We start from the raw sequence: 15259 nt of genomic DNA, 5'->3' as shown, positions 1-15259 counted from the left end.
GCGGCGCCGTTGCCGGGGGCGCTGCCCCCGGGCCCCCGCGCCTCAAACGCCGGCGGGGCTGGACCTGTCGCCGTTGACACCGGGTGCCAGGGCTCCTAGCGTCTCCTCAGCTGAAGCTACTAAGCGGTTGCTCACCTCTGGGCAGCCGCCTCTCAAGGGCGAGGAGATCCAGCATGTCCACCACCGAGCAGCGCGTCGCGATCGTGACCGGGGCGGCCCGGGGCATCGGCGCGGCCACCGCCGTACGCCTGGCCGCCGAGGGCCGGGCCGTCGCCGTACTCGACCTCGACGAGGCGGCCTGCAAGGACACCGTGGAGGCGATCACGGCGGCCGGCGGCAAGGCCCTGGCGGTCGGCTGTGACGTCTCCGACGCCGCGCAGGTGGAGGCCGCCGTCGCGCGCGTCGCCGACGAGCTCGGCGCCCCGACCATCCTGGTCAACAACGCCGGCGTGCTGCGCGACAACCTGCTCTTCAAGATGAGCGAGACCGACTGGGACACGGTCATGAACGTGCACCTGCGCGGCGCCTTCCTGATGTCGAAGGCCTGTCAGAAGTACATGGTGGAGGCCAAGTTCGGCCGCATCGTGAACCTCTCCAGCAGCTCGGCGCTCGGCAACCGCGGCCAGGTCAACTACTCCGCCGCCAAGGCCGGTCTGCAGGGCTTCACCAAGACCCTGGCCATCGAGCTCGGCAAGTTCGGCGTCACCGCCAACGCCGTCGCCCCCGGTTTCATCGTCACCGAGATGACCGCGCAGACGGCGGCCCGCGTCGGCATGGGCTTCGAGGACTTCCAGGCGGCCGCCGCCACCCAGATCCCCGTCCAGCGCGTCGGCCGCCCGGACGACATCGCCAACGCCATCGCCTTCTTCACGGGCGAGGCCGCGGGCTTCGTCTCCGGCCAGGTCATGTACGTCGCCGGCGGCCCGCTCAACTGACGAGCGAAGAGATCACGAGAGGCAGGCGCACGTCATGACGTACGACGGTATCGACAGCGGCAAGGTCGCCCTGATCACCGGGGCGAGCCGGGGCATCGGCTACGGCATCGCCGAGGCGCTGGTCGCCCGCGGCGACCGGGTCTGCATCACCGGACGCAGCGAGGACGCGCTCAAGGAGGCCGTCGAGCGGCTCGGAGCGGACCGGGTGATCGGGGTGGCCGGCAAGGCGCACGACGAGGCCCACCAGGCCGTCGCCGTCGAGCGCACGATGGAGGCCTTCGGCCGCGTCGACTTCCTGGTGAACAACGCGGGCACCAATCCGGTCTTCGGGCCGATCGCGGACCTGGACCTCGGGGTCGCGCGCAAGGTCTTCGAGACCAATGTGATCTCGGCCCTGGGCTTCGCCCAGCGGACCTGGCACGCCTGGCAGAAGGACAATGGCGGGGCGATCGTGAACATCGCCTCCATCGCCGGCGTCTCCGCCTCGCCCTTCATCGGGGCGTACGGGATGAGCAAGGCCGCCATGGTCAACCTCACCCTCCAGCTCGCCCACGAGATGGCACCGGGTGTCCGGGTCAACGCGATCGCCCCCGCGGTGGTCAAGACGAAGTTCGCGCAGGCGCTCTACGAGGGCCGGGAGCAGGAGGCCGCGGCGGCCTATCCGCTCGGCCGGCTGGGGCTCCCGGAGGACATCGGAGGGGCCGCGGCGTTTCTTACATCTGCACAAGCGGAATGGATCACGGGCCAAACTCTGGTCGTCGATGGTGGGATGTTCCTCAATGCCGGTGTGCACTGACCGATAGTCGGACACATTTGCCTCCGAAAGGGAGGTAAATGCGTACTGAATATGCACGTAACCGGTCAAGTGCCCCACGAAACCACCCCATTGGATTCGTGGGGCACTGCGGTAGGGTCTGCCGCACCCCTGGCTGATCGAGGAGCGTGCAAGTGTTCAACCGGACCAGATGCCTGCAGATCACTGCGGCCCTTGCGTCCATATCCCTGCTCGCCGGATGCGGCCTGCTGTCGGAGGACAACGACGACGACGTCAAGAAGATCGTCGTCGGCACCACGAGCGCACCGAGCACTCTCGATCCCGCCGCGGCGTGGGACGGCTCCTGGGAGCTGTACCGGAACGTCTACCAGACCCTGCTGGCGTTCCCCACGGGCTCCACCAAGCCCCAGCCCGACGCCGCCCAGAACTGTGAGTTCACGGACGGGGCGAGCCAGGCCTACCGGTGCACCCTGCGCAAGGGCCTGAAGTTCTCCAACGGCGAGCCGCTCGACGCCAAGGCGGTCAAGTACTCCCTCGACCGGATCAAGACGATCGGCTCCAAGGTCGGTCCGAAGGACCTCTTCGGCAGTCTCGACAAGATCGAGACCCCGGACGCCCTGACGGTCGTCTTCCACCTGAACACCTCGGACGCCACCTTCCCGTACGTCCTCGGCTCGCCCGCCGCCTCGCTGGTCGCGCCCAAGGACTACCCCGCCGACAAGGTGCGCCAGGACGGCAAGATCACCGGCTCCGGCCCGTACGTGCTCGACTCGTACAAGGAGGGCGCCGAGGCCGTCCTCGGCAACAACGGGAGCTACACCGGCTTCGCCAATCGCCGTAACAAGGCGGTGACCATCCGCTACTTCCAGGACTCGCAGAAGATGGTCGCGGCCCTGAAGGCCAAGGAGATCGACGCCACCTACCGAGGCCTGTCGGCCACGGAGATCACGGACCTGCAGAGCCCCGCCGCGCACGCGCAGGGCGTCCAGGTCGTCGAGAACGTCGGCGCCGAGATCCGCTACCTGGTCTTCAACCCCAAGGACCCCGCCGTCGCCAAGCCGGCCGTCCGCCAGGCCATCGCCCAGACCGTCGACCGCGGGACCCTCGTCTCCAAGGTCTACCAGGGCACCGCGGAGCCGCTGTACTCGATGGTTCCCAAGGGTGTCGTCGGCCACAAGACGCCCTACTACGACAAGTACGGCCCCGCCGACGTCCCCAAGGCCAGGAAGATCCTCAAGGACGCCGGGGTGCCCACGCCGGTCGACCTGACCTTCTGGTACACCACCGACCGGTACGGCTCCTCCACCGCCGAGGAGTTCACCGAGCTCAAGCGTCAGCTGGACGAGAGCGGCCTGTTCCGGATCACCCTGCGCAGCCAGCCCTGGAAGACCTTCCAGGAGGGCTACAAGGGCCAGGAGTACCCGGTCTTCGGCCGAGGCTGGTTCCCCGACTTCCCGGACCCGGACAACTTCATCGCGCCGTTCGTCGGCAAGGAGAACGCGGTCGGCACCCCGTACGAGCCCACCGAGATCATGAACGACCTGCTGCCCAAGTCCCGCCGCGACGGCGACCGCTCCGCCGGCGTCCAGCAGTTCGAGAAGGCGCAGCAGATCTTCGCCGAGGACGTCCGCCTGCTGCCCCTGTGGCAGGGCAAGCTGTACGTCGCCGCCCAGGAGGACATCGCGGGCGCCGAGCGGGCCCTGGACCCGCAGACCGCCATGCAGATGTGGGAGCTGTACCGCAAGACCAGCTGGTAGCGGCCCTGCCCGGGGCTTGCGCCCCGGGCGGCCGACGCGTTGTCAGTGGCCCCCGGTAGGTTCTGGAGCAGTTGCACGAACTTGTACCGGAGGTTGTCGCCGTGACCCAGATGCTGCCCGAGTCCTGGCTCCCCGTCCTCGGCGGGGAGCTGGACCAGCCCTACTTCAGGGAACTCACCGAGTTCGTCGAGAAGGAACGGGCGAACGGGCCGGTCTACCCGCCCCGCGAGCAGGTGTTCGCGGCCCTGGAGGCCACCCCCTTCGACCAGGTGAAGGTGCTCGTCCTGGGCCAGGACCCCTACCACGGCGCGGGCCAGGGTCACGGCCTGTGCTTCTCGGTGCGGCCTGGGGTCAAGACCCCGCCCTCGCTGCGCAACATCTACAAGGAGATGAAGGAGGAGCTCGGCCTGCCCGTCCCGGACAACGGGTACCTGATGCCGTGGGCCGAGCAGGGCGTCCTGCTGCTCAACGCGGTGCTCACCGTCCGCGAGGCCGAGCCCAACTCGCACAAGGGCAAGGGCTGGGAGAAGTTCACCGACGCCGTGATCCGCGCGGTGTCCGAGCGGCCCGACCCGGCCGTCTTCGTCCTCTGGGGCGCCTACGCCCAGAAGAAGATCCCGCTGATCGACGAGGAGCGGCACGTCGTGGTCAAGGGGGCCCACCCCTCCCCGCTGTCGGCCAAGAAGTTCTTCGGGTCCCGGCCCTTCACCCAGATCAACGAGGCCATCGCCGCCCAGGGCCATGAGCCGATCGACTGGCGGATCCCGGACCTCGGCTGACGTCCCACCGCGCCTCGGCACCATTGCCGGTGCCTCCGGTTAGCTTCTTGATGATCAGACCCGGAGCAGGTCTGGCGGAGCGAGCCGGAGGCCGCGGTGACTGAGCAGCAGGAGGCGTCGGAGGACGCCGTCATGACCAGGATCGGCCAGGCGGTCATCCTGCTGCACGCCGGGGACCGCGAGGAGGCCCGCAACCGGCTCGGCGCGATCTGGTCGGAGATCGGCGAGGAGGGGGACGACCTGCACCGCTGCACCCTCGCCCACTACATGGCCGACGCCCAGGACGATCCCGCCGACGAACTGGCCTGGGACCTGCGGGCCCTGACCGCGGCCGAAGCGCTGCGCGACCCGCCCGCCGACGGGCCCCGGGACGGGGCGACCGCCCCCCGGGAACCGCACCTCGCGATGCGCGTGTTCTACCCGTCCCTGCACCTCAGCCTGGCCGCCGACTACCTGAAGCTCCAGCACCCCGAAGCCGCCCGGGTCCACCTGGCGCGGGCCCGCGCGGCCACCGGGGCGCTCCCCGACGACGGGTACGGGAACGGCGTACGGGAGGCCATCGCACGGCTGGAGCGGCGTCTGGCCACGGAACCGGGCGCAGGTCCCCGTCCGTTCCCCGAGCAGTCCCCGTAGGGGCGGGCGCCCCGGCGGTCAGCCGTCGTGGACGCCCGCGCAGATGCGGGCCTCGGGGCTGTCGGGGTGCCAGCGGCCGTGCCGGCGGCCCAGCGCGCACACGTCGGCCGGCCGCACCGGCAGCCTGCGCACCAGCTCGCGCTCCACCTCGGCGTCGGGCCGGGAGGGGTGGGCCCGCCCGCCGGGACGCCCGGACGCGGGCCCGGCCGGCTTCGGTGGCTCCGGGATGTCGGGGACCGGCGCCGTGTCCGCCGCGGGCCCGCCGGAGGAGCGCTGGGCGGACCTCCGGGCGGGCGCGGGGGCCGCCGGGTGCGGGGGCTGCTCCGGGACCGCCTTCAGCGCCTCCAGGGCGGGCGCCTGGACGACCACGGGGGCGGCCCCGGGCCCGCCGCGCGGCGCGTGCCGGGGCAGCTCGCCGGCGGCGGGGACCGCCGCCGGCCGCACGGGACCGGGGCTCACGTTCACACAGCCGGAGACGGCCGAAACGGCACAGGCGACTCCGAGCAGCAGGCTTGTCGTGGTTCGGGTTGGATGCACCCGCGCAACTCTGCTGTGCGAGGACCCCGTTGCGAAAACCCGGAGCGGATATTCACCCCGCACGGGTGACGAGGAGCAGGTGTCCGGCGGATCCGGCCCGCTCCGGAAGCCGGGCCACCCGCAGACGGCCCCGGACGGCCTGGTCGTCCTAGTCGCCCGTGGCGCCGTCTATCTGCTCGCGCAGCAGGTCCGCGTGCCCGTTGTGGCGCGCGTACTCCTCGATCATGTGGGTGTAGACCCAGCGCAGGCTGAAGACCTCGCCGCGGTGGTGGCTCTCCGCCTTCGACACGAGGTCCAGGGAGCGGCCGGAGGCGGCCTGGCGGGCCAGTTCGACCTCGGTCTGCCACACCTGCTCGGTCTCGGCCCAGGTGGGGTCCTCGGCGAAGTGGAAGTCGCCGTCCGGGTCCTCGTCGGTGCAGTACAGCTCGGGAAGGTCCTCGCCGAGCATGATCTCCCGGAACCAGTACCGCTCCACCTCCGCCATGTGCCGTACGAGGCCCAGGAGGCTCAACTCGGAGGGCGCGAGCGCGGCGCGGCGCAGCTGTTCGTCCTGGAGCCCCTCGCACTTCCAGACGAGGGTGGCGCGGTGGTAGTCGAGCCAGCCGTCGAGCATGTCCCGCTCGTCGGCGGTGGTGGCGGGCTCGGTGCGATGTGATCCGGAACTGGTGGTCATGGGGTCATCCTCGGTGAACGGGGCCCCTGTCACCAGGGATTAAGCTGCGGAAGTCCCACAAGGATCAACCTGGAGGTTCCCCGGTGAAGGTCGGCTGCATCGGACTCGGCGACATCGCGCAGAAGGCGTACCTCCCCGTCCTCACCACCCGCCCCGGGATCGAGCTGCACCTGCAGACCCGTACCCCCGCCACCCTGGAGCGGGTCGGGGAGATCCACCACGTCCCCGCCGCGCGGCGGCACACCGATCTCGACGCACTGCTCGCCGAGGGGCTCGACGCGGCCTTCGTGCACGCCTCGACCGCGGCCCACCCCGAGATCGTCACGCGCCTCCTGCGGGCCGGCGTGCCGACGTACGTGGACAAGCCGCTCGCCTACGAGCTCGCGGACTCGACGCGGCTCGTGGAACTGGCCGAGGAACGCCGGGTCTCCCTGGCCGTCGGCTTCAACCGCCGCCACGCGCCCGGCTACGCGCAGTGCGCCGACCACCCGCGCGAGCTGATCATCATGCAGAAGAACCGGGTCGGACTGCCCGAGGACCCGCGCACCCTCGTCCTCGACGACTTCATCCACGTCGTCGACACCCTGCGCTTCCTGCTGCCCGGCGAGGCCGAGCACGTCGACGTCCGCGCCGTGGTGCGCGAGGGGCTGATGCACCAGGTGGTGCTCCAGCTGGCAGGCGACGGCTTTACCGCGCTCGGCATCATGAACCGGCTGTCCGGCTCGACCGAGGAGATCCTGGAGGTCTCCGGCCGGGACACCAAGCGGCAGGTCGTCAACCTCGCCGAGGTCATCGACCACAAGGGCCAGCCGACCGTCCGGCGCCGCGGGGACTGGGTGTCCGTGGCCCGCCAGCGCGGCATCGAGCAGGTCGTGGACCACTTCCTGGAGGCCGTCGAGACCGGCAGGACCCTCAGCGCCCGGGACGCGCTCCTCACCCACCAGCTGTGCGAGCGGGTGGTGGAGTCGGCTCTGGGGCAGGCCTCCTGAGCGAGCGGGCGCCCGCCACCGCGCAGTACACCGCGAGCGCGGCGAGGGCCGCCCCCACCGGCCAGTCCCCGAAGCGCCCGTAGAGGGTCGTGCCCCGGGCGAGCGGGACCTCGTACACCGCCGCCTCGCTCGCGGAGGTCGGCAGGACCGCGCCGATCCGCTCGCCGGACGGGCCGTTCACCACGCTGATGCCGGTGAGGGTGGCGTGCACCATCGGACGGCCGTTCTCGGCCGCGCGCAGGGCGGCCAGCGAGGCGTGCTGGGCCGGGGCCCAGCTCTCCTGGAAGGTGGAGGTCGCCGACTGGGCGACGAGCAGCGAGGCTCCGTCCCGGGTCAGGTGCCGGCTCATGTCGGGGAAGGCCGACTCGAAGCAGACCAGCGGGCCGAGACGGACGCCGGCGGGGGCGCTGCCCGCCCCGTCCCGCCGGTCGGGCAGGTCCATGACCACGGGGGCCGTGCCGGGCACCCGGTCCTCGCCCGCCGCCTTGCCGACCGAGGTGGCCCAGCCGAGCAGCGCCCGGGCCGGTACGTACTCCCCGAACGGGACGAGCCGCATCTTGTCGTAGCGGTCGCCGGTGGGGCCGCCAGGGCCCACGAGCACCGCGCTCTTGTAGATCCCCGGCCGGTCCGCCCGCCGCGCGTCCACGTTCACCAGCAGCGGAGCCCCGACCTCCGCCGACAGCGAGGCCAGCCGCCGGGCCAGGTCCGGGCGGGCCGTCAGGTCCTCGCCGACGCTGCTCTCGCCCCACACCACGAGGTCGACCCGCTGCCCCGCCAGCGGCCGCGTCAGCCGCTCCCCGACGGCGAACCGCCGCTCCGCGCTGTCCGGGCCGTCCGGCACCGTACCCGGCTGTACGACGGCGACGCGCAGCCGGCCGGACTCCGCCGGCGCCGCCGCCCACACCCACACCACCGCGGTCAGCACCGCGCACCCCGAAAGCCCCGCCACCGCGGGGATCCGCGCCCCCGGCACCGCGACCAGGAGCACCACGGCGCAGTTCACCGCCACGACCAGCAGGCTGACCAGCCACACCCCGCCCACGGAGGCCAGCCGCAGGGCGGGCGGCACCTGCCACTGGCTCGCCCCCAGCAGCCCCCACGGCCCGCCCAGCCCCTGCCAGGACCGGACCAGCTCCGACAGCAGCCAGCCCGCCGGTACGAGGACCAGCGCGGACAGGGCCCGGCCCGCCGACGGGACCCCACCGAGCAACTCCCGTACCAGGAGTGCCCAGGGGATCCAGAGCAGCCCCAGCAGGGCGGCCACCGGCACCAGGAAGACGTGCAGGCTGGGCAGGAGCCAGTGGTGGACGGCCACGATGAACGCCGCGCCGCCGAGCCAGCCCTCCAGGGCCGCCCGCCGCCCGGTGGGGGCCGACCTCAGCAGCAGCATCCAGGGCGCGAGGGCGACGTAGGCGAACCACCAGAGCGCGGGGGCGGGGAAGGCGAGCGCGGGCAGCGCTCCGGCGGCGACCGCGGCGGGCACGCGCCACCGGTCCGTCCACTCGTCCCGCATCGTGATCATGCGCGCCTCCGCTTCCAGTCTGGCAGTGCAGTGCCGGGCAGGCTCAGGCGGACATGTGCCGCCACGTCTCGTGCACGGTGACGCGCGTGAGCCGCCAGCCGTCACGGGTGCGGGCCAGTGCGAAGGAGTAGCGTCCGGCGGCGACGAAGTTGGGCGCGGTGACCGCGCCGTCGAACTCAGGACCCGCCAGGCGCATCGGGTTGAGGAAGTCGGCCCGGACCTCGGCGCGGTCGCCGGGCGAACCGCCCAGGTCCTCCAGCCGGACCAGCCGGTTGACGATCAGGTGCTGGCGCACGGGGAAGAGCCGCATGGTCTCCGCGAGCCAGTCCGCGACCTCCCTGACCGACCCCTCGATCCCGCCCGCCGAGCTGTAGTCGACCCGGCCGGAGGCGGTGAAGAGGGCACGGTAGGCGTCCCAGTCACCGTCGTCGACGGCCACCGCGTAGCCCGTGACCACCTCGTCGATCGCCATCCGGTCCATTACCGTCGCGAGATCCACACGCTGAGTCATCGGGTCAGTGTGGGGCTGCGCGTGCCCGAGGCCAAGGGGCGTGCGGGGACCGGATCTTCCGGCGACCGCTCAGTGACCGGAACGGGCCTCCCGCTGCCGGACCACGACGAGGAACGCGTCGCTGTCCAGGTCCATGACCACCTCGGCCTGCACCCCCTCCCGCATCCGCTGCGCCGCGTACTCCTCGGCGGGCCAGCTTCCCCGCGGACTTCCGGCCGGAAAACGCTCCAGCACCACTCGACCCATGGGACACCCCCTGCTTGCTTGCCTTCCGGTCTCTTCAGGTCTCTTCAGGCACAACGACGCGGAAGCCGCCCGGGAACGTTCCCGAGCGGCTTCCGGTTCACCCGAAGCGGTGGAGCGGCGCCCTGCTAGGAGCCGGACTCGCCCGCGTGCGGGCTCAGCACGTCCGCGCCGATCAGCGCGAACAGCAGGATGCCCAGCAGGATCCGGTAGATCACGAAGGGCATGAAGCTCTTCGTGGAAATGAACTTCATGAACCACGCGATCACGGCGTAGCCCACGAAGAAGGCGATGACCGTCGCGAAGATCGTCGGACCCCAGGAGATGTGGCCCGGCTCCTCGATCACGTCCTTGATCTCGAACGCACCGGAGGCCAGCACGGCCGGGATGGCCAGCAGGAACGAGTAGCGCGCCGCGGCCTCGCGGGTGAAGCCCAGCAGCAGACCGCCGGAGATCGTCGCGCCGGACCGCGAGACGCCCGGGATCAGCGCCATCGCCTGGCAGAGACCGAAGATCAGGCCGTCCTTCACGCCCAGCTGCTGGAGCGTCTTGCGCTCGCGGATGGCGCGGTGCCGGCCGCCCTCCTCGTCGCGGGCGGCCAGCCGGTCGGCGACGCCCAGCACGACGCCCATCACGATGAGGGTGGTCGCCGTCAGCCGCAGGTCCCGGGCCGGGCCCACGATCGCGTCCTTGAAGACCAGGCCGAGGACGCCGATCGGAATCGAGCCGACGATCACCAGCCAGCCCATCTTGGCGTCCTGCTCGGAGCGCAGGGCCTTCGTGTAAAGGGAGCGGAACCAGGTGGAGATGATCCGCGCGATGTCCTTGCGGAAGTAGATCAGCACGGCGGCCTCGGTGCCGATCTGCGTGATGGCCGTGAAGGCCGCTCCTGGGTCGTGCCAGCCGGCGAACGCCGCGGTCAGCCGCAGGTGGGCGCTGGAGGAGATCGGGAGGAACTCCGTAAGCCCCTGGACGAGACCGAGGATTAGGGATTCGAACCAGCTCATGTCGGGGTGCGCTCGTCCTTGTGATCGTCGGGCAGTTCGCCCCCGATGCTAGGGCCCGTGCGAAGTGCCGCTGACCACTGGGGGGTGCTGGGCCGTCAGCTCGTACGAGGATTCCCGGCTCCGCGGGGGTGCCAGGCGGTGCCGCTTGCGCCAGGCGACGGCTCCGGCCCCCACCACCGAGACCACGATGAAGCCGAAGGAGACGAGGAACGCGGGCGAGCCGGGGGAGGAGGCGCTGGCCCCCGCGATCACGTACGCGGTGGTGTTCGGCACGACGCCGAGCGCCGTGGCGAGGAGGAACGGGCCCCAGCCGCAGCGGGACACCGCCGCGCAGTAGTTGGCCACCACGAAGGGGACTCCGGGGAAGAGCCGGACGGCGAGCATCGAGCGGAAGCCGTGCCGGCTGAGCTGGCCGTCCGCAGCCTCCAGCCAGCGGCCGCGCAGGTACGGACGCAAAGCCTCCTGGCCCATGATCCGCCCGAGGCCGAAGGCGATCCCGGCGCCCAGGACGGTGCCGCCGACCGCGGCGACGAGGCCGAACTGGGTGCCGAAGACGGCTCCCGCGGCCAGGTTCAGCAGGGGGCGCGGCACGAAGGCCGCCGCGCACACCCCGTACGCGGCCGCGAACAGCAGGACCGCCGTGCCCACCGGGAGGCCCGGGGGCCAGCCCTCCGAGAGCAGGCGCTGGGGCTCGAACAGCAGCACGCTCACGCCGGCCGCCACGAGCAGCACGACGAGCAGCGACAGCCGGGTCCACGGCGCGAGGAGGAGGGACATCCCGGGAGACTAGCCGACGTATGCGGCGTCGCGCCGTAATCTGGGCCTCATGCTGTCGAACGGCCGACGCCCCCCGAAGGTTCCCGCCAGCGCCCTCGCGGACACCTTGCTGGAGCGGCTGACCGGGACGTACGCGGGGGCCGCCGACCCCGTGCGGGCCGAGGCGATGACCGCGTACATGAAGGGCGTCGCGCCCTTCCTCGGCATCCCGACACCGCTGCGCCGGGACCTGTCGAAGGCGGTCCTGCGGGACACCCCCAAGCCGTCCGAGGCGGACTGCGCGGCGCTCGCGCTGCGCTGCTGGCGGCTCCCGGAGCGCGAGTACCACTACTTCGCGGTGGACTACCTGCGCCGCCACGTCTCCCGGTGCTCGTCCGGCCTCCTGCCGGTGGTCCGGCACCTCATCGTCACGGTCCCCTGGTGGGACACCGTCGACCTGCTGGCCGCGCACGCGGTCGGCCCGCTGGTGGCAGCCGACCCGGAGCTGGCGCCGGTGATGGACGAGTGGATCGGGGACGAGGACATCTGGCTCGCCCGCGCCGCCCTGCTGCACCAGCTCCGCTACAAAGCCGCCACCGATTCCGGGCGCCTGTTCGCCCACTGCCGCCGCCGGGCCGGCGACCCGGACTTCTTCCTGCGCAAGGCCATCGGCTGGTCCCTGCGCGAGTACGCGAAGACCGACCCCGACGCGGTGCGCGCCTTCGTCGCCTCCGAAAGCGGCTCCCTGTCCCCGCTGTCCGTGCGCGAGGCGCTCAAGAACCTCTGAGGCACAGCCGGTTCACCCCGTAAATCATTCGACGGGCCCGGGACCGTCCGGCAGGATCAGGGGCATGTCCCGGTTCGCCTTCCCCGCAGCGCCGTCCGCAGTCGCGGACGCGCCGAAGGCTGCCGCATTCGCTTTTCCCGCAGAGGCCTTCGCCGCATTCGACGGCGCACGAAGCTGACCCTTCCCGGATCGTCCGGCGGACCCCGCAGGGGGAGGGTCGGCTCGGTTCAGGGGTCCCGTCCACGCTTCGAGCAACGGGAAGAGACAAGCGATCATGGCCAAGACGGCCTTCGTGCGGACCAAGCCGCACCTCAACATCGGCACCATGGGTCACGTCGACCACGGCAAGACCACCCTTACCGCCGCCATCACCAAGGTCCTCGCCGAGCGCGGCGGCGCCTCCTTCGTGCCCTTCGACCGCATCGACCGGGCCCCCGAGGAGGCCCGGCGCGGCATCACGATCAACCTCACGCACGTCGAGTACGAGACCGACACCCGGCACTACGCCCACGTGGACATGCCCGGTCACGCGGACTACATCAAGAACATGGTCACCGGGGCCGCGCAGCTCGACGGGGCGATCCTCGTCGTCTCCGCCCTCGACGGGGTCATGCCGCAAACGGCCGAGCACGTGCTCCTCGCCCGGCAGGTCGGCGTCGACCACATCGTCGTCGCCCTGAACAAGGCGGACGCCGGGGACCCCGAGCTGACCGACCTGGTCGAGCTCGAGGTCCGCGAGCTGCTCACCGCGCACGGCTACGGCGGGGACGCCGCGCCGGTCGTACGGGTCTCCGGACTCGGGGCGCTGCAGGGCGACCCGCGGTGGACCGGCGCGATCGAGGCGCTGCTGGACGCGGTGGACACGTACGTGCCGACGCCGGTGCGGTACACGGACGCGCCGTTCCTGCTGCCCGTGGAGAACGTGCTGACCATCACCGGGCGCGGGACCGTCGTCACCGGAGCCGTCGAGCGCGGCAGCGTCCGCCTCGGCGACCGCGTCGCGGTCCTCGGCGGCGGCGACGGCGAGCCCGTCGAGACGGTCGTCACCGGGCTGGAGACCTTCGGGAAGCCGATGGAGTCAGCCGAGGCCGGGGACAACGTCGCGCTGCTGCTGCGCGGGGTCCCGCGCGACGGCGTGCGCCGCGGACACGTGGTGGCCGCGCCGGGCAGCGTGACGCCCAAACGGCTCTTCACCGCCCAGGTGTACGTGCTCTCCGGGCGCGAGGGCGGCCGTACGACCCCGGTCGCCACCGGCTACCGGCCGCAGTTCTACATCCGCACCGCCGACGTGGTCGGCGACGTGGACCTGGGCGAGGCCGGCCCGGCCCGGCCGGGGCAGACGGTCACGATGACCGTCGAGCTCGGGCGGGACGTGCCGCTGGAGTCGGGGCTCGGCTTCGCGATCCGCGAGGGCGGGCGGACGGTCGGCGCGGGCACGGTCACGGCCGTCCTGGGCTGACCCGGGCGGCCGGAACCGCACCGACCCCTCTGTGGTGACGGCAGGGCTGCTGCGTCAGACTGCCGTCACCACAGGCATGCGCGGAAGCAGAGGGGCGGGCGGACATGGGCGGCGAGACGGCACTCGTGCTGGGCGGCGGGGGACTGACCGGCGTGGGCTGGGAGTGCGGGATCCTGTACGGGCTCGCCCGCGCGGGCGTCGACCTCACCGCCGCCGACCTCGTCGTCGGCACCTCGGCGGGCTCGGTCGTCGGCGCCCAGCTCACCTCCGGGCAGCTGTCCGTGCAGGAGCTGTACGAACGCCAGCTCGGCGACGCCACCGGGGAGATCCCCGCGAGACTGGGGGCCGGCGTCATCGCGCGGTACGCCCTCGCGATGGCCCGCTCCCGCGACGCGACGGCCTACCGGCAGCGGGTCGGCGCCATGGCCCTGGCCGCCGACACCGGGGCGGAGGCCGAGCGCCGCGAGGTGCTCGCGGCCCGGCTGGTCTCGCACGAATGGCCCGAGCGGCGGCTCGTGGTCACCGCCGTCGACGCGCTCACCGGCGAACCGGCCGACTTCGACCGCGAGAGCGGCGCCGGGCTCGTCGACGCGGTCTCGGCGAGCTGCGCCGTGCCGGGCGTCTGGCCGCCGGTGACGGTCGGCGGACGGCGGTTCATCGACGGAGGCGTCCGTTCCGCCACCAACGCCGACCTCGCCGCCGGATACGCGCGCGTCGTGGTCATCGCGCCGATCTCGCTCGGCTCCGGGCTCGTCCCCTCGCCGGCCGCGCAGGCGGCGCGGTTGCGGGAGGCAGGCGCGCGGGTGCTGGTGATCAGCCCGTCGGCGCAGGCCCGCAAGGCCTTCGGGCGCAACGTACTCGACCCCGCCCGGCGGGACCCCGCGGCGCGCGCCGGTCTGGCGCAGGCGGCCGAGCACGTCGAGGCGGCGGCCGCGGTCTGGTCCGGCTGAGCCGGGGAAGGGGCCGGGCCGCGGGGCTCCCGCACCCGGCGGAACGCCCCGCCCCGGCCCGGCCCGACAATGGTGGGGTGAGCGACGAACAGATCCCGGTCGTCCGGGACGTGGGCCAGGGCACCGCCAAGCTGATGCCGGACGTGGACGCCGAGCGGGCCTGGCTGCTGACCGTCGACGGGGCCCCGCAGTCGTACGTGGACCTGGACGACCCGCAGCACCTGGAGTTCGAGTACGTACGCCGCCTCGCGCACGTCCTGGACTGCGCGGCGGAGCCGGGGCGCGCACTGGACCTCCTGCACCTGGGCGGCGGCGCGCTCACCCTGCCGCGGTACGCCGCGGCGACCCGGCCGGGATCCCGGCAGGCGGTCGTCGAGTTCGACGCGGGCCTGGTCGAGCTGGTCGCCGAACACCTGCCGCTGCCGGCGGCATCCGGGATCACGGTGCACACCGCCGACGCCCGGGCCTGGCTGGAGGCGGCGCCCGCGGCGAGCGCGGACGTGGTGGTGGCCGACGTCTTCGGGGGCTCGCGGATACCGGCGCAGCTGACGTCGGTGGAGTACGCGCGCGAGGCGGCGCGGGTGCTGCGGCCCGGCGGGCTGTACGCGGCGAACCTGGCGGACGGGGCGCCGTTCGACTTCCTGCGGGCGCAGCTGGCGAACTTCGCGGAGGCGTTCGGGGAGCTGGCGCTGATCGCGGAGCCGGGGGTGCTGCGGGGGAGGCGGTTCGGGAACGCGGTGCTCCTGGCCTCCGACGCGGGGCTTCCGGTGGCCGCGCTGGCCCGGCGGTGCGCGGGGGACGTGTTCCCGGCGAGGGTGGAGTACGGGGACGGGCTGGTGCGGTTCGGGAAGGGGGCGGTGCCGGTGGCCGACGCGGACGCGGGGCCGTCGCCGGCTCCGCCGGAGGGCGCGTTCTCGGTGGGGTAGTGCCGGGGCTCCGCCCCGCG

General features: G+C 72.6%; 17 protein-coding genes. 10 read left to right on the top strand and 7 right to left on the bottom strand.

Features of this window, described 5'->3' with window-relative positions; genetic code table 11:
* Positions 1 to 173: 173 nt before the first annotated feature.
* The 5 genes from fabG (at position 174) to ACZ6JT_RS34525 (ending at position 4879) form a co-directional block, all read left to right on the top strand.
* Positions 174 to 935 carry a 3-oxoacyl-ACP reductase FabG gene (gene fabG / locus ACZ6JT_RS34545; protein WP_030722338.1) on the top strand — a complete coding sequence of 254 codons (762 nt, stop codon included), beginning with the start codon at positions 174 to 176 and terminating at the stop codon, positions 933 to 935.
* Positions 936 to 969: 34 nt separating this feature from the next.
* Positions 970 to 1731, top strand: coding sequence for an SDR family oxidoreductase (locus ACZ6JT_RS34540; RefSeq protein WP_365480756.1), 762 nt, complete (start codon positions 970 to 972; stop codon positions 1729 to 1731).
* A gap of 152 nt (positions 1732 to 1883) precedes the next feature.
* Positions 1884 to 3467, top strand: coding sequence for an ABC transporter substrate-binding protein (locus ACZ6JT_RS34535; protein ID WP_469216043.1), 1584 nt, complete (start codon positions 1884 to 1886; stop codon positions 3465 to 3467).
* 110 nt (positions 3468 to 3577) lie between these two features.
* Positions 3578 to 4246 (top strand): uracil-DNA glycosylase, encoded by a 669-nt coding sequence (locus tag ACZ6JT_RS34530; protein WP_469216112.1) that lies wholly within the window; start codon positions 3578 to 3580, stop codon positions 4244 to 4246.
* Between the two features lie 96 nt (positions 4247 to 4342).
* Positions 4343 to 4879, top strand: coding sequence for a hypothetical protein (locus ACZ6JT_RS34525; protein ID WP_469216040.1), 537 nt, complete (start codon positions 4343 to 4345; stop codon positions 4877 to 4879).
* Positions 4880 to 4897: 18 nt separating this feature from the next.
* Here ACZ6JT_RS34525 and ACZ6JT_RS34520 read toward each other — a convergent pair whose 3' ends face one another.
* Positions 4898 to 5416 carry a hypothetical protein gene (locus ACZ6JT_RS34520; RefSeq protein WP_469216039.1) on the bottom strand — a complete coding sequence of 173 codons (519 nt, stop codon included), beginning with the start codon at positions 5414 to 5416 and terminating at the stop codon, positions 4898 to 4900.
* 148 nt (positions 5417 to 5564) lie between these two features.
* Positions 5565 to 6089, bottom strand: a complete 525-nt coding sequence (locus ACZ6JT_RS34515; protein WP_469216038.1) for a DinB family protein — start codon at positions 6087 to 6089, stop codon at positions 5565 to 5567.
* An 83-nt stretch (positions 6090 to 6172) separates the two neighbouring features.
* Between ACZ6JT_RS34515 and ACZ6JT_RS34510 the strand changes: the two genes are divergently transcribed.
* Entirely contained in the window at positions 6173 to 7078 is a 906-nt protein-coding gene (locus ACZ6JT_RS34510; RefSeq protein ID WP_469216036.1) for a Gfo/Idh/MocA family protein, read from the top strand.
* Here ACZ6JT_RS34510 and lnt read toward each other — a convergent pair.
* From lnt to ACZ6JT_RS34485, 5 genes are all read right to left on the bottom strand, one after another.
* Positions 7023 to 8600: an apolipoprotein N-acyltransferase gene (gene lnt / locus ACZ6JT_RS34505; protein WP_469216034.1), complete on the bottom strand. Its 1578-nt coding sequence runs from the start codon at positions 8598 to 8600 to the stop codon at positions 7023 to 7025. The genes ACZ6JT_RS34510 and lnt overlap by 56 nt on opposite strands.
* A 43-nt stretch (positions 8601 to 8643) precedes the next feature.
* On the bottom strand, positions 8644 to 9111 hold the full coding sequence (locus ACZ6JT_RS34500) for a nuclear transport factor 2 family protein (RefSeq protein ID WP_469216032.1): 468 nt from the start codon (positions 9109 to 9111) through the stop codon (positions 8644 to 8646).
* Between the two features lie 69 nt (positions 9112 to 9180).
* Positions 9181 to 9357 carry a hypothetical protein gene (locus ACZ6JT_RS34495; protein WP_365480734.1) on the bottom strand — a complete coding sequence of 59 codons (177 nt, stop codon included), beginning with the start codon at positions 9355 to 9357 and terminating at the stop codon, positions 9181 to 9183.
* A gap of 125 nt (positions 9358 to 9482) precedes the next feature.
* A complete protein-coding gene (locus ACZ6JT_RS34490; protein ID WP_469216030.1) occupies positions 9483 to 10361 on the bottom strand; it encodes an undecaprenyl-diphosphate phosphatase in 879 nt (292 codons plus the stop codon).
* A 48-nt stretch (positions 10362 to 10409) separates the two neighbouring features.
* Positions 10410 to 11138, bottom strand: a complete 729-nt coding sequence (locus ACZ6JT_RS34485; RefSeq protein ID WP_469216028.1) for a TVP38/TMEM64 family protein — start codon at positions 11136 to 11138, stop codon at positions 10410 to 10412.
* A gap of 49 nt (positions 11139 to 11187) precedes the next feature.
* Between ACZ6JT_RS34485 and ACZ6JT_RS34480 the strand changes: the two genes are divergently transcribed.
* The 4 genes from ACZ6JT_RS34480 to ACZ6JT_RS34465 all read left to right on the top strand — a co-directional run bounded on the left by ACZ6JT_RS34480 (position 11188) and on the right by ACZ6JT_RS34465 (position 15239).
* Positions 11188 to 11904 (top strand): DNA alkylation repair protein, encoded by a 717-nt coding sequence (locus ACZ6JT_RS34480; protein ID WP_469216026.1) that lies wholly within the window; start codon positions 11188 to 11190, stop codon positions 11902 to 11904.
* Between the two features lie 274 nt (positions 11905 to 12178).
* The gene (gene tuf, locus ACZ6JT_RS34475) at positions 12179 to 13363 is read left to right on the top strand and encodes an elongation factor Tu (protein WP_469216025.1); all 1185 of its coding nucleotides are present in this window, start codon (positions 12179 to 12181) and stop codon (positions 13361 to 13363) included.
* 104 nt (positions 13364 to 13467) lie between these two features.
* On the top strand, positions 13468 to 14313 hold the full coding sequence (locus tag ACZ6JT_RS34470) for a patatin-like phospholipase family protein (RefSeq protein ID WP_469216023.1): 846 nt from the start codon (positions 13468 to 13470) through the stop codon (positions 14311 to 14313).
* A gap of 134 nt (positions 14314 to 14447) precedes the next feature.
* Positions 14448 to 15239, top strand: coding sequence for a spermidine synthase (locus tag ACZ6JT_RS34465; RefSeq protein ID WP_469216110.1), 792 nt, complete (start codon positions 14448 to 14450; stop codon positions 15237 to 15239).
* Positions 15240 to 15259 lie beyond the last annotated feature (20 nt).

The sequence above is a fragment of the Streptomyces sp. NPDC046308 genome, from assembly GCF_055588065.1.
This window is presented reverse-complemented; position numbering and strand designations above follow the sequence as displayed.